General features: G+C 67.2%; 12 protein-coding genes. 5 read left to right on the top strand and 7 right to left on the bottom strand.

Annotated elements, in window-relative coordinates:
• The first annotated feature begins 170 nt into the window (after positions 1-170).
• From LAN61_06465 to LAN61_06485, 5 genes are read left to right on the top strand one after another with little or no spacing between them, the layout of a single operon-like run.
• Entirely contained in the window at positions 171-2,213 is a 2,043-nt protein-coding gene (locus LAN61_06465; GenBank protein MBZ5540149.1) for a hypothetical protein, read from the top strand.
• A complete protein-coding gene (locus LAN61_06470; protein MBZ5540150.1) occupies positions 2,210-3,619 on the top strand; it encodes a sigma-54 dependent transcriptional regulator in 1,410 nt (469 codons plus the stop codon). The genes LAN61_06465 and LAN61_06470 overlap by 4 nt, the downstream gene beginning before the upstream one ends.
• A 6-nt stretch (positions 3,620-3,625) precedes the next feature.
• Entirely contained in the window at positions 3,626-4,267 is a 642-nt protein-coding gene (locus LAN61_06475) for a molybdenum cofactor guanylyltransferase (GenBank protein MBZ5540151.1), read from the top strand.
• Positions 4,264-5,028, top strand: a complete 765-nt coding sequence (locus LAN61_06480) for an ATP-binding cassette domain-containing protein (GenBank protein MBZ5540152.1) — start codon at positions 4,264-4,266, stop codon at positions 5,026-5,028. The genes LAN61_06475 and LAN61_06480 overlap by 4 nt, the downstream gene beginning before the upstream one ends.
• Positions 5,025-6,473: an APC family permease gene (locus LAN61_06485; GenBank protein ID MBZ5540153.1), complete on the top strand. Its 1,449-nt coding sequence runs from the start codon at positions 5,025-5,027 to the stop codon at positions 6,471-6,473. Before LAN61_06480 ends, LAN61_06485 begins: the two co-directional genes overlap by 4 nt.
• An 18-nt stretch (positions 6,474-6,491) precedes the next feature.
• Here the strand turns inward: LAN61_06485 and LAN61_06490 are convergent, their stop codons facing one another.
• The 7 genes from LAN61_06490 to thpR form a co-directional block, all read right to left on the bottom strand.
• The gene (locus LAN61_06490) at positions 6,492-7,136 is read right to left on the bottom strand and encodes a riboflavin synthase (protein ID MBZ5540154.1); all 645 of its coding nucleotides are present in this window, start codon (positions 7,134-7,136) and stop codon (positions 6,492-6,494) included.
• Complete coding sequence (ribD, locus tag LAN61_06495; protein MBZ5540155.1) at positions 7,117-8,241, bottom strand: bifunctional diaminohydroxyphosphoribosylaminopyrimidine deaminase/5-amino-6-(5-phosphoribosylamino)uracil reductase RibD; 1,125 nt, start codon at positions 8,239-8,241, stop codon at positions 7,117-7,119. Before ribD ends, LAN61_06490 begins: the two co-directional genes overlap by 20 nt.
• 20 nt (positions 8,242-8,261) lie before the next feature.
• Positions 8,262-9,218 (bottom strand): signal recognition particle-docking protein FtsY, encoded by a 957-nt coding sequence (gene ftsY / locus LAN61_06500; protein MBZ5540156.1) that lies wholly within the window; start codon positions 9,216-9,218, stop codon positions 8,262-8,264.
• Between the two features lie 139 nt (positions 9,219-9,357).
• Entirely contained in the window at positions 9,358-11,139 is a 1,782-nt protein-coding gene (locus tag LAN61_06505) for an HD domain-containing protein (GenBank protein MBZ5540157.1), read from the bottom strand.
• A 112-nt stretch (positions 11,140-11,251) separates the two neighbouring features.
• Positions 11,252-12,256 carry an NAD(P)-dependent glycerol-3-phosphate dehydrogenase gene (locus tag LAN61_06510; protein MBZ5540158.1) on the bottom strand — a complete coding sequence of 335 codons (1,005 nt, stop codon included), beginning with the start codon at positions 12,254-12,256 and terminating at the stop codon, positions 11,252-11,254.
• A gap of 22 nt (positions 12,257-12,278) precedes the next feature.
• The gene (plsY, locus tag LAN61_06515) at positions 12,279-12,923 is read right to left on the bottom strand and encodes a glycerol-3-phosphate 1-O-acyltransferase PlsY (protein MBZ5540159.1); all 645 of its coding nucleotides are present in this window, start codon (positions 12,921-12,923) and stop codon (positions 12,279-12,281) included.
• Positions 12,924-12,929: 6 nt separating this feature from the next.
• Positions 12,930-13,505, bottom strand: coding sequence for an RNA 2',3'-cyclic phosphodiesterase (thpR, locus tag LAN61_06520; protein ID MBZ5540160.1), 576 nt, complete (start codon positions 13,503-13,505; stop codon positions 12,930-12,932).
• Positions 13,506-13,508 lie beyond the last annotated feature (3 nt).

Consider the following 13,508-nt stretch of genomic DNA (forward strand, 5'->3'; position numbering starts at 1 on the left):
TGCAAGGAAAATCTTGCACTTGGGCGTTGTCGTGCACTCTTTCCCGGCGTAGAATCCGGCTGATCCTTGTATCGTGGCGACCGCCAAGCGGTCAGCTATTTCTGTGACCGCGAAGCGGTCAGCTATCTTTGTGACCGCAAAGCGGTCAACATGCCCCGCGCGGGAGAGCGATGCATCTCTTGCCCTACATCCGCCTGATCGGCTTCACGGCTGGAACGCTCCTGCCGCTGTTTTGGATGGTGGTGATTCTGGGCCACCGCCGGCAGCGCAACTTCGAGCGCGTGCTGTTCTTCCTGTGCCTGGCGCTGCTGGCCTTTTACGGCGGCTCGCTGCTAGCTCTGAATGCGCAGATTCATTATGCGGAGCCGCCAGCGGCGCTGCTGGCTTTCGCCGTGACCCTGCTCAGCGCGGGACTGTGTTTCCTGCCGCCGCTTCTCATCCACCTGCATGCCGAATACGCGGGGACCCAGGGGGTGCCGCTGCAACTGACGAAGAAGCGGTTGCGGCTGTTCCTGACGTATCTTCCGGGGCTGTATTTCGCGGTGCAGACCTACCCGCGGCTGACCGCGGGCTACGGCTTCGGACTTCTGGAACCGGGGAACGGCCTGGGCAGGGTATACAGTTTCTGGCTCGGGGTTAGCCTGCTGTTCTGCACAGGGCTGGAACTGCGCCTGGCGGAGGCCGCCGGATTTCCGCCCGTGCGCGCATTTCACCGCTTTCTCGCCGGGCTGCTGGGGATGGGCGCCGCGCTGGTCTTCTCCCTGCACGTTTTCCAGTGGCCCGCGAATCAGGCCCTGGCCGGGGCGCTGAACACGGCGCTGCTGCTGCTGCCGATTTTGCCGCTGGCGGTGTTGATCTACCTGGTGCAGCGTTACAACTTCCTGGAAATCGGGCAGCAGAAGAACCTGCTGTACGCCGTCTCGGCAACGTTTCTGGCGCTGCTCTACCTGAGCCTGGTGCGGCGGGTAAGCGGGTGGCTGGAGCCCATCCTGCCGCCGGAGGCCACCGCCGCGGTGCTGCTGTTTATGCTGGTGATCTTCGTAGAGCCGCTGCAGCGAGTGCTCGGCGGCCGCTTGCGCGACACGCTGCACCAGGAAATGGACCGTCTGCAGCGGCTCACCGCGGAGATTCAGCAGGAAGCCCGGCAAGGCGACCTCGCCGCGCTGATCCGCTTTATCGAGCAGCGCGTCAAGGAGGCTTTTGAGGTGGAGTCGGTGCGCCTGGAACTGACGGGGAGCAGCCACGGCGCGGGGTTCACGGCGGAGCAAGCGCCGGAGGCGCCCGAGCCTGCGGTGCTGCCCTTTGCGCAGCGCGAGTTTGCCATCCGCCAGGGCGAAGAAGTATTCGGCTACCTGCATGCGCAGCCGCACGGCGCCGCGCTCTCCGGAGAGACTTGCGCGGCGCTGGAATTTCTGTGCGAACAGCTGCCGGGGGCGCTGGACCTGTGCCGGTTGATCGAAGAAAAGCTGCGGCTGGAGCGGGAACTGGCGGAACGCGAGCGGCTGGCGCTGGTGGGGCAGATGGCCGCCAGCATCTCGCACAACCTGAAAAACCCGCTGGGCTCGATCAAGACCATCCTGCAGGTGCAGCTGGAAAGCCCAGAGCTGCCGGAGAAGCTGCGCGGGGAGACGCGCCTGGTGCTCGAGGAGGTGGGGCGGCTCTCGGCGAAACTGAGCCAGTTGCTGCAGTTCAGCCGGCCGGCGGTGCGCGGCCAGCGTTTGACGGCGAGCTGCGACGCCCGTTCGGTGGGCGAGGAAGTCGCGAGCGTCCTGCGGCACGAGGCCGAAGGCCGCGGCGTCGCCCTGGAGACGAGTTTCCCGGAGGGGCCGCTGGAGGTGACCGCGAGCCGCGATGCGCTGAGCGACGTACTTTCCAACCTGCTGGTGAACGCGCTGGAAGCGGCGCCGAAGGGCGGGCACGTGGCGCTGCGCCTGACCGCGGAGAACGGCCATGCGGTGCTGAGCGTGGAGGACGACGGCCCGGGCATCCCGGCGGTGCTGCGCAGCCGCGTGCTGCAGCCTTTTTTTACCACCAAGGCGCACGGCACGGGGCTGGGCCTGGCGATCGTCTCGCGGCGGGTGGCGGAATCGGGGGGGCGGCTGGAGTGGGAGAGTCCCGCGGCGAACGGGCGCGGCACGCGGTTTCGCGTGACGCTGCCGCTGGCGCAGGAAGAAGCGGGGAAATCCACAGCGGGGAACCGGGGGAAGCCATGAAGACGATTCTCATCGTGGACGACGAACCGGCGGCGCGCTACGGGTTGCGGCGGGCGCTGGAAAGCAGCTACCGCATCGCGGAGGCCGATTCCGTGGAAGCGGCGCGCGCGGCGCTGCCGCGGGAGAAGCCCGATCTGATTCTGCTCGATGCGATTTTGCCGGGAGAAGACGGTCTGTCGTTTCTGCGCTGGCTGCGCGAGCAGGGCAGCGAAGTGCCGGTGTTGATGGTGTCCGCGCTGGACACGGCCAGGACCGCGGTGGAAGCGCTGCGGCTGGGCGCGGCGGACTATTTGGTGAAAGGCTTCGAGCTGGACGAACTGCGGCAGCGCGTGGCCAACCTGCTCAAGCTCTGCTCGCTGGAGCAGGAAAATGCGCGGCTGCGCCAGCAACTGGCCGGCGAAGGGCAGTTCGGGCCGATGCTGGGGCGCGCGGCGGAGATGCGCCGGGCCTTCGAGGTGGCCGACCGCGTGGCGCCCACCGACTCCACGGTGCTGATCCTGGGGGAGAGCGGCACGGGCAAGGACCTGCTGGCGCAGGAGATTCACAACCGTTCGCCGCGCGCGGGCCGGCCGTTCGTGGCGGTGAACTGCGCGGCGCTGCCGGAAACGCTGATCGAATCGGAGCTGTTCGGCTACGAGCGCGGGGCGTTCACCGGAGCGGCGCAGCAGAAGAAGGGCAAATTCGAGCAGGCCACGGGGGGCACGCTGTTTCTGGACGAGATCGGGGACATGAATCCGGTGACGCAGGCCAAGGTGCTGCGCGCGTTGGAAAACCGCACTATCGAGCGGCTCGGAGGAACGCAGGCCATTGCGGTGGACGTGCGCGTGATCAGCGCGACGCACCGCGACCTGCCGGCGGAGATTCGCGCCGGGAAATTCCGCGAAGACCTGTTCTACCGGCTGCGCGTGGTGGCCGTGGAGCTGCCGCCGCTGCGCGCGCACAAGGAAGACATTCCGCTGCTGGCGGAGTCCTTTCTGCGGCTGCACGCGGCGCGGCTGGGGCGCGGCGCGCAGCTGACGCGCGAGGCGCTGGCCGCGCTGGAGCGCTACGACTGGCCCGGCAACGTCCGCGAACTGAAGAACGCGCTGGAGCGCAGCCTGGTGTTGTGCCGCGGCGCGGAAATTGCCGTGGACGACCTGCCCGGGGAGATCGTGCGCGGCGAGCCGCTCACCGCGAAACCCGGCGGGGGCGCCGGGGAGGCCGGCTTGGGGGAGACGGATTTCCGGGAAGCCAAGCGCAAGTTCGAGATCGCCTATCTGACGCGGCAGCTGGCGGAGCGCAGGTGGAACGTGTCGCGCACGGCGGCGGCCATCGGGCTGCATCGCCAGAGCCTGCAGGAAAAGCTGCGCGAGCTGGGCATCCGGCGCCCCGGGCACGAGGCTGCCGACGCGGGGGAAGAGGAGTAGGCGGACGTGAGCGGTGAGGCAAAGTTTGCTGCGGCGGCGCTGGCCGGCTACGTCCTGGCCGGCGGGGGCAGCACGCGCTTTGGCAGCGATAAAGCGCTGGCCAAGCTGGAGGGCCAGCCCCTGCTGCTGCGCATGACGGCGCTGGTCGAGAAAGTGGCGGGAGCGGCGTCGGTGGTGGCGCCGGCGGAGCGCTACGCGGGGCTGGGGGTGCGCATCGTGGCGGACCGCTGGCCCGGCGCGGGGCCGCTCGGGGGGATCGCCACGGCGCTGCTGCATGCCGCGGAGACGCTGCCCGGCTGCGAGTGGAACCTGGTGCTCGGCTGCGATCTGCCGTTTCTGAGCGGGGAGTGGCTGAGCTATCTCGTGGACTATGCGCGCAAGAGCGGCGCGCAGGCGGTCCTGCCGGTTTCCGCCGAAGGCCCCGAACCGCTGTGCGCCTGCTACCGCACGGACGCCGGGCCGGCGCTGGCGGCGCTGCTGGAGGGCGGGGTGCGCAAGATCATGGCCGCGCTCGAACGCGTGCGGATGGAAGTCCTTGACGAGGGGCACTGGAAACGGTTTGATAGCGCGGGGCGTTTGTTCCTGAACATGAATACGGCCGCGGAGTACGCGCGCATCCGCGCCGGAGGGGAAGAGAACAAGCCGTGAGCGAGGTCTTCTTCGAGTTCCGCGACGTCTGCAAATCGTTCGACGACCATCTGGTGCTGGACCATGTGAGCTTCACGGTGCGGCGCGGGGAGACCTGCGTGATCATGGGGCGCAGCGGCGTCGGCAAATCGGTCGCGCTGAAGCACATCATGGGCTTTCTGCACGGCGATTCCGGGCAGATCCTGGTGGACGGCGAAGACGTGACGCAATTTTCCGAAGAGGAATTCATGCGCGTGCGCTCCAAGGTGACCATGGTCTTTCAGTCCGGCGCGCTTTTCGATTCGCTGACCGTCGGCGAAAACATCGCTTTTCCGCTGGCCAGCAAGAAAGAGCTGGACGACGAAGCCATCGAAGCGCGCGTGCAGGAACTGGCGGAGATGCTGGAGGTCGCCGACGTGCTCGACAAGCTGCCCTCGGAGCTTTCCACGGGCACGAAGCGCGCCGTGGCCATGGCCCGCGCGCTGGCGCAGGATCCCGAGGCGATACTCTACGACGAGCCGACCACCATGGTGGACCCCATCATGGTTTCGCACATGAGCGACCTGATCCTGCGGCTCAAGGAGCGCTTCCACAAGACTTCCATCGTGGTGACCCACGACACGCACCTGGCGAAGAAGCTCGCCGACCGGGTGGTCTTCCTGCAGGAAGGCCGGGTCTCCTTTTTCGGCCCGTGGGAAGAGTTCGAAGGCTCCCCGGACGCGTTTCTCCGCAATTTCCGCATGCAGGACGAACTGATCCCCGCACTGGACGTGACCGTGTGAGCCATCCAGCCTCCACCACCGGGGAAGCGGCGCCGCAACTGCGCCGCACGATGGGCTTCTGGGACGTGCTGCTGTTCAATATTGCGGCGGTGCTGGGGCCGCGCTGGATTGCGGCCGCGGCCCACAACGGCGCCTCCTCGATCAGCCTGTGGGTCATCGCCGCGCTCTTCTTTTTCGTGCCCACGGCGCTGGTCATCACCGAGTTGTCCACGCGCTTTCCGCACGAGGGCGGGCTGTACGTCTGGTCCAAGGAAGCGTTCGGGGATTTCCACGGCTTTGTGGCCGGCTGGACCTACTGGGTCTATACGTTTTTCTATTTTCCGGGGCTGCTGCTGGCGAGCGCGGCGATGGCCGCGTACGTGGGCGGAAATTCCTTTGGGTACCTGGCGCAGAGCCGCACATTTCTTCTGTGGGGCTCCTTCGTGCTGCTGTTTGTGGCGGTGGCGCTGAACCTGATAGGGCTGAATATCGGCAAATGGCTGCAGAACGCCGGCGGCGTGGGCACCTATCTGCCGCTGCTGCTGCTGGTGCTGACCGCGATTGTGGTGCGGTGGCGCCACGGGTCGGTCACGCATTTCACCATGCACAACATTCTGCCGGTGTGGAACTGGGATACGGTGAACTTCTGGTCGCAGATCGCCTTTGCGTTTACGGGGCTGGAGCTGGTCTCGGCAATGAGCGACGAGATCCGCGAACCGCGGCGCACGCTGGCCCGCGCCATTCTGGGCTCGGGAGTGCTCATCGCCGGGATTTACATTGCGGCCACTGTCGCCCTGCTGATGCTCCTGCAGGATATGCAGGTGGACGCGAAATCCGGGGTGTTCCAGGCGCTGGCGGTCGGCACCGGGATCCTGAAGGTGGGGATCGTGGGCATGTTTGCGGCGCTGCTGGCGGCGGTGGGAAATGCGGGCGGCATCGGCACGACGGTGGCCGGGGTTTCGCGCGTGCCGTTTGTGGTGGGCGTGGACCGCTATCTGCCTTCCGCGTTCGGAAAGATTCACCCGCGCTGGCGGACGCCCTATATCGCGATCCTGGTGCAGGCGGGAATTACGGGACTCGTGCTGCTGCTGAGCCAGATCAATGAGACGGCGAACAGTTCCTATCAGATTCTGGTGGATGCCGCGGTGATCCTGTACTTCATTCCGTTTCTGTACATGTACGCGGCAGTGATCAAGCTGGCGGCGCGCAAAGACCGCGGGGAGAACGAGCACCATGTGCTGGTGCCCGGCGGGAAGTTCGGGGTGTGGCTGTGCGGCGGGCTGGGCTTTACGGTGACGCTGGCGAGCATCCTGTTTTCGATGATTCCGCCGGGCGAAACGACGAACAAGCTGCTCTTCGAAGTGAAGCTGCTGGGCGGCTCGGCCATTGCCGTGGGGATCGGCCTGGCGCTGTACTGGCGCGGGGCGCGGGCGAAGAAACGGGAAGAAGCGACTGGCGGCTCGTGAAGAGAGCCGGTCGAATCTTCAAAAGCCTTCTTCCATTAACTTATCGATGGTGAGCTTTGACTCGGGAGCCGCATTGCGGGCTTGCAGGTAGCGCTCCACGTATTTTCCCAGGACATCGCCTTCGAGGTTGACGGGATCGCCGGGCTGGCGGTCGCGGATGTTGGTGTGCGCGTGAGTATAGGGGATGACGGCAATCTCGGCGATGCGGGCGCCGCAGCGGGCGACGGTGAGGCTGATGCCGTCGATGGTGATCGAGCCCTTGGGCACGATGTAGCGCGCGAACTCTTTCGGGACTTCGACGCCCCACCAGAAGTTTTCGCCTTCGGGAGTAAGGTGCGTGACGCGGCCGACGCCGTCCACGTGGCCCAGCACGAAATGGCCGCCGAACTCCTTGCCGGCGGTGAGGGGCTGCTCGAGATTGACGCGCGCGCCGGGCTGCAGCTCGCCAAAGGAGGTTTTGCGGATGGTCTCGCCAGAGAGGTCCGCGGAAAAGCGCTGCGGGTCGCAGGCGATGACGGTGAGGCAACAGCCGTTCACGGCGATGGAATTGGCGATGGCCAGCCGCGGGGCCACGGCCGGGGCGTGAATCGTCACCCGCCCGCCTTCGCCCGTGAGCTTCAGCGTTTCGATCGTGCCGGTGTGCTCAATGATTCCCGTAAACATCGCGCAGGTATCCCTCGATGGCAAAGTCCGGACCGAACTGCCGCAGGCGCACCTTGGCGAGCGGCGGAAGCGCCAGGTTTTTCGCGCGGGCGAAGGGCACGCCGGTTTCCCCGGCGAGCTTGGGCGCGTAAAAGAGCACCAATTTGTGCACGATGCCGGCGGCCAGGGCCGCGCCGTTCAGCTCGCTGCCCGCTTCCAGCAGCACGCTCAGGATATCGCGGCGGCCCAGCTCCTGCAGCACCTTCCGCAGGGGGATGCGCCCGGGCGATCTGGCAGGGGCGCGCAGGGTGAGCACTTCCACGCCGGCGCGCTCGAGGCGCTTTACGCGGGCCGTGCCGCGCGGGGCCAGGGTGAAGACCAGCAGGTCGTCGCCGGCGGTTTCCACGAGGCGCGAGGCAAGCGGCAGACGCAGCTTGGAATCGAGGACGACGCGCAGCAGGCGCCGGCGGCGGTCCAGGCCGCTGCGGTCGGTCATCAGTGGATCGTCGGCGAGGACCGTGCCGACGCCGGTGAGCAGGGCGTCGCTCGCGTGGCGCATGCGGTGGACTTCAGCGCGGGATTCCTCGCTGGTGATCCACGTGGAGCTTTTCTGCTTCTTCCTGGTTTGCGGCAAAGCCAGCTGGCCGTCCAGCGTCAGCGCCGATTTCAGCGTGACCATCGGCTGCCTGGTGCGGATCCAGCAGGCGAAGGGCTCGTTCAGGCGCTGCGCGTCCTCTTCGAGAACGCCGCCATCGGCTTCCACGCCCGCGGCGCGCAGTTGCTCGAAGCCCTGGCCGGCCACGGCGGGGTTAGGGTCCTGCATGGCGGCGACGACGCGGCGAATGCCCGCGGCGAGGATGGCGCCGGTGCAGGGCCCGGTGCGGCCGGTGTGGCAGCAGGGCTCGAGGCTGACGTAGAGGGTGGCGCCGCGGGCCTTCTCGCCCGCCGCTTTCAGGGCGATGATTTCGGCGTGGTCGCGCCCCTGGTACTGATGGGAACCTTCGCCGACGAGCTCGCCGTCGCGCACGATCACCGCGCCCACCATGGGGTTGGGGCTGGCGAGGCCGGCGCCCTTGCGCGCCAGGGCCAGCGCACGCTCCATAAACGGAATGTCGTAGCGGTCCATTGTTTGCGTAGCCGTCTCAGTCAGTCGAAAAGCGAATCGACGTAGGCCGCCGCGTCAAAGGGCACGAGGTCGCCGATCTGCTCGCCGGTGCCGACAAAGCGGATGGGCAGGCCCAGCTCGCGGGCGATGGCCACGACGATGCCGCCCTTGGCCGTGCCGTCCAGCTTGGTCAGGATGATGCCGGTGACGCCGACGGCGGCGGTGAATTCGCGGGCTTGCGCCAGGCCGTTCTGCCCGGTGGTGGCGTCGAGGACGAGCAAGACGTCATGCGGCGCGCCGGGGATGACTTTTGCCGCGGTGCGTTTCATCTTCTCGAGCTCGGCCATCAGGTTCGATTTGGTGTGCAGGCGCCCGGCGGTGTCCACGATGACCGCATCCACGGCGCGGGATTTGGCGGCGGCCACGGCGTCGAAGACGACCGCGGCAGGGTCCGCGCCGGGCTTCTGGCGGATCATTTCCACGGCGTTGCGCTGCGCCCAGATCTCCAGCTGTTCGATGGCCGCGGCGCGGAAGGTGTCCGCGGCGCACAGGAGCACGCTGCGGCCCTCCTGGCGCAGGCGGTTGGCGAGCTTGCCGATGCTAGTGGTCTTGCCCGCGCCGTTGACGCCGACGATGAAGAGCACGCGCGGCCCTTCGCCGCTGGCGCCATTCGCGGCGCCCGCACCCGCGGCCGGGGTTAGAATGCGCAGAATCTGCTGCTTGATTTCGCGCTTGACCTGCGCGGCGTCGGCCAGTGCCGCACGGTCCATCTTTTCGCGCACCGCTTCCAGGATCTCGCGCGTGGTGCCCACGCCCAGGTCCGCGGCCAGCAGCGCCGTCTCCAGCTTCTGCAGCAGCGCGGGGCTGATCTGCCGCTCGCCGCGGAAGATCTCCTCGACTTTGGTGGAAAGCGCGGCGCGCGTCTTGCTCACCGACTGTTTCAGGCGGTCGAGCAGTGACGCGTCCTGCTGGTCTTTTTTTCCGAAGAGCGAAATCATACAGTTGTCTCTGCGCCTGCAGGGGTAAACCAAAATTGTAGCAGAAGAGGGAGGGCGGGGAACGGAAAGGGCGGGCGGCAGCGGGTACCTTTGCCGTGGCGGCCGCTTTCCGCCGCCAAATGAGGCGATAAATCCGCCGTTACACCTGCACTTCGACGGCGGTGAGCTTCAGCTTGCCCTTGTGGATGGTGGTTTCGAGGGCGTGGACGATGGAGCCGTCGAACTTGGTGCCCGCCAGGGCCTTGATCTTACCCAGGGCGAAGTCAGTCTCCATGGCCGACTGGTAGGGGCGGTTGGTGGTCATGGCGTCGAAGGTGTCGGCCACGGCGATGATGCGCGCCATCAGGGGGATCTGGGTCCCCTGCAGGCCGTAGGGATAGCCGCGCCCGTCCATGTGCTCGTGGTGCAGCTCGATGCCCGGGAGCATCTCCTTGAGCTGGGAGACCGGGCGCATGATGTTGGCGCCCTTGACGGTGTGCTGCTTCATCAGGTCGAATTCTTCCGAGGTCAGCGCGCCGGGCTTTTTGAGCACGCGGTCGTCCACGCCGATCTTCCCCACGTCGTGGAGCAATGCGGAGATGCTCAGGCGGTCGAGGTCCGCGGCGTTCAGGCCCAGCTCCTGGGCGATGAGCATGGAATACTTGGCCACGCGGCCGGAATGACCGCGGGTGTAGGGGTCCTTTTCGTCGATGGCCGCGGCGAGCATGCGGATGGAGCCGAGAAAGAGTTCGCGGTTTTCCTCGGCGGCTTCCTTCAGCCGCTCGATGTACTCCTCGATGTCCCCGGCCATCTTGTTGAAGGTTTCGGCGAGTTCGCTGATTTCCTCGGCGCCGCGCACCGGCGTGCGCTGGTGGAATTCTCCGCGGCTGATGGCGCGCGTGGATTCCGCGAGGCTGCGGATGGGCTGGCTGATGCCCACGGCAAAAAAGTATCCGACGAGGATGGCCGCCAGGGTCACGATGACCACGAAGATGAGCGCCTGGCGGTTCAACTCCTTCACCCCGGCGTCTTCCCGGGCCTGGGCCAGGCTGCGCTGGGCGATCACCGCCCAGTCCACTTCCGGCAGCGTGCTGTAAGTGCCGATCATCTCAATGGAGTGGCTCTTGTCCTTCTCCGAGAAGCGCATGGTTTCCGTGGCGCGCAGCTCCTGCGGCAGCGAGCGCACCTGGCCGACGATCGTGGACATGGCGCTGAGATCGGTGCCCGGCACGAAGTCGCCCTGACTGGGATGGGCGACGACGTGGCCGTAGTGGTCCACGACAAAAACGACGCGGCCGCGCACGCTGGTTTCCTTCAGGCGGCGCAGCAGGGGATCCAGCGAGACCACTGCGGCCAGCATCCCCGTGAATTCGTCGCCCACCTTCAGGGGCAAGGCGATGACGAATGCCGGGCGGTTATCCTGCCCCAGCGCCAGCGGGTCGCTGCGGAACTTCAGCGACTGCACGCAGGTTTCGAAGGCCCGCTGCAGCGCCTTGTTCACGAAGGGATCCTGGTCCGGCCGGAAATTGCCCGGCGACGCGCCCGTGCCTTTTCCCGTGCGGCCCACGGCGGTCAGGTAGATGAAGGTGCTCGGATTGCTGGCGACGAAATTTTCCAGCAGACGCGTCACCTTGGGCTGCGCTTCGGGGTCTTCCACGTTCTGGATCAGCCCGGTCAGCATGAGGATCTGCCGCTGGCTGATCAGCTGCTGCGTCAGGTTGGAATCGAACAAATTGATTTCGTCGGCGAGCGAGCGCGTCAGCTCGCTCTGCTGGACACGCTCGGTGTCCACCAGCTTGCCCTCGCTGAGCTGCAGCACCTGGCGGTGATAGAGGCCCAGGGGCAAGGCGCTGACCAGCAGCATCGCGCCCAGCACGAGCCACAAAATGCGCACGCGTCCCGAGCGCAATTTCTTCCAACCGCGAACGAGGATTTCGGCCATACCGCCTCTTATTCTACGCAACCCGCGGAGAAGGTGGGGCGGCAGTTCCAGGGCGTGTCACCGTTTTCCAACTAGCACTTTGGTACCATCGCAACGCCCCGCGCCGCGCGCTCTATTCGTGTTTGAGCGGGCGTTCCATGATCGCGCGGATGGCCTCACGCGGTGAGCGCTGCCCGTGCAGGATGGCGTAGACCTGCTCGGTGATGGGCAGCTCCACGCCCGGACGGTGCGCCAGTTCGCGCAGGGCGTCGGTGGTGTGCACGCCCTCGGCCACCATGCGCATTCCGGCAAGGATTTCGCCCAGCGCCCGGCCTTTGCCCAGCTCCACCCCGATGTGGCGGTTGCGGCTGAGCGCTCCCGTGCAGGTGAGGACCAGATCGCCCAGCCCGGCGAGGCCGCTCAGCGTTTCCGGCTGCGCTCCCAGGGCCACGGCCAGCCGGGTCATCTCCGCAAGGCCGCGGGTGATCAGCGCCGCCAGGGAGTTGGAGCCCAGTCCCAGGCCCTGGCAGGCTCCGGCGGCGATGGCGATGACGTTCTTCATGGCCCCGGCGTATTCCACGCCGCGAACGTCGTCGTTGGTGTACAGCCGGAAGGCGGGCCCGGAGAGTTCCTCCTGCAGGGTGGCCGCGAGCGCCGTGTCGCGCGAAGCCAGCACCACCGCCGTGGGGTCGCCGCGCACGGCCTCCGCGGCAAACGACGGCCCGGAGAGCACCGCGATGCGCGGAACAAACTTCGGCGAGACGACCTGCGCGAGGACTTCGCTCATGCGCGCGTGGGTGCGCGGCTCGAGGCCCTTGGTGGCGCTGACGAAGGCCATTTCCGGCTGGAGATGCGGCAGCGCCAGCGTATAAACGCTGCGCGCGTGCGCCGAGGGCATCACCCCGAGCACGATGCGCGCGCCAGCCAGCGCCTCGCCAGCCTCCGGCGTGACACGCACCCCGGGTGGGATCGCCCAGCCCGGCAGATAGACGGCGTTGACGCGATCGCGGCGCATGGCTGCGGCCAGCGCCGGGTCGTGCACCCACAGCGAGACGCCGTGCCCCTTGGGGTTCTGCGCCAGCAGGATGGCCAGCGCCGTGCCCCAGCTCCCGCCTCCGAGGATGGCGATCTGCGTCATTTCAAGTGTGACCGCGAAGCGGTCAACTGTCCTCGCCGTTCTTGCGGCGGCGCAGCACAAAGCGCGGCTCTTCGCCTGCCAGCAGGCGGCGGATGTTGCCTTCGTGCTTCCAGATGATCAGCAGCGCGGCCAGCAGCGTGCCGAAACTCACGCTAAGCGGCGGCGCGTGGTGCGGCGCCCAGAAGAGATAGACCAGCAGGGGCATGGCTGCGGCGGCGGCGATCGAGCCCAGCGACACGTAGCCCCAGAAAACCACCACGAGGATGAACAGGACGATCGCGGCGCTCATCGCCAGCGGGCAGAGCACGAAGAAGACGCCCGCGGCGGAAGCCACGCCTTTTCCGCCGCGAAACCCCAGCCACACCGGGAAGCAGTGTCCGGCGATTGCCGCCAGCCCGGCAAGGATCATCCAGATGGCGGATTCGCCGGCAAAATGCGCCGCCAGCCACACCGGCAGGGCGCCCTTGGCGGTATCGAGGAGCAGCGTCAGGATGCCCGCGGCGGCGCCGGCGGCGCGGGCCACGTTGGTCGCGCCGATATTGCCGCTGCCCACGCGGCGCACGTCCTGGCCGCCAAACAGCTTGCCCAGCAGCAGGCCAAAAGGGATGGAGCCGAGCAGGTAGCCCGCGAGGGGAATGGCCAGGTAGAGCAGGAAAGTGCGGTCCATGCGCGGCTAGCCCTCCTCCCGGTCGAGAGGATACGCCGCCAGGCGCGTGTATTTCGCTGCGGCGGGCTGCAGGTCGCTCTCGAAAAGGCAGAATTCGCGCGCCGTGTGTTGCCCGAAGCTCAGCGCGGCGCGTTCGTGCGCGGCGGCCCGCAGTTTTTCGATATTGCCCGGCCCCTGCGGAAAGCGGGCCAGCGTCAGGTGCGCCGAAAAGTTGCGCTGCTCGCGCGCGATGCCCAGCGGCTCGAGACTGTCTTCAATGCCACGCGCCAGCCGCGCCATGGCCTTTTCCTCCGGACCCACGGCGATGTCCGCCCAGAAGATGCGCGGCCGCTTTTCGTCGGGGAAAAAGCCCAGTCCGCGGAAGTCCAGCGCGATGGGTCCCGGGCCGCGCACGGAAGAGAGCGCAGCGCGGATGGCGTCCAGTTTCTCCGGCGCCGTTTCGCCGATGAATTTCAGGGTCACGTGAAGATTCTCCGCGCGGATCCAGCGCGCCTGCGGCGCCAGCGGCCGCAGCTCCCGGATCAGCGCCGCCAGATTCTCGCGCACTCCCGCGGGAATCTCCAGCGCAACAAAGAGGCGCATCGC

Source organism: Terriglobia bacterium, assembly GCA_020072785.1.
In the GTDB taxonomy this organism is placed as follows: Bacteria; Acidobacteriota; Terriglobia; order Acidiferrales; family UBA7541; genus Acidiferrum.

Bases quoted from the DNA above. Each gene is read 5' to 3' on its own strand.
- LAN61_06465 (MBZ5540149.1), top strand. From the start codon at position 171: ATGCATCTCTTGCCCTACATCCGCCTGATCGGCTTCACGGCTGGAACG.
- LAN61_06470 (MBZ5540150.1), top strand. From the start codon at position 2,210: ATGAAGACGATTCTCATCGTGGACGACGAACCGGCGGCGCGCTACGGG.
- LAN61_06490 (MBZ5540154.1), bottom strand. From the start codon at position 7,136: ATGTTTACGGGAATCATTGAGCACACCGGCACGATCGAAACGCTGAAG.
- ribD (MBZ5540155.1), bottom strand. From the start codon at position 8,241: ATGGACCGCTACGACATTCCGTTTATGGAGCGTGCGCTGGCCCTGGCG.
- ftsY (MBZ5540156.1), bottom strand. From the start codon at position 9,218: ATGATTTCGCTCTTCGGAAAAAAAGACCAGCAGGACGCGTCACTGCTC.
- LAN61_06505 (MBZ5540157.1), bottom strand. From the start codon at position 11,139: ATGGCCGAAATCCTCGTTCGCGGTTGGAAGAAATTGCGCTCGGGACGC.
- LAN61_06510 (MBZ5540158.1), bottom strand. From the start codon at position 12,256: ATGACGCAGATCGCCATCCTCGGAGGCGGGAGCTGGGGCACGGCGCTG.
- plsY (MBZ5540159.1), bottom strand. From the start codon at position 12,923: ATGGACCGCACTTTCCTGCTCTACCTGGCCATTCCCCTCGCGGGCTAC.
- thpR (MBZ5540160.1), bottom strand. From the start codon at position 13,505: ATGCGCCTCTTTGTTGCGCTGGAGATTCCCGCGGGAGTGCGCGAGAAT.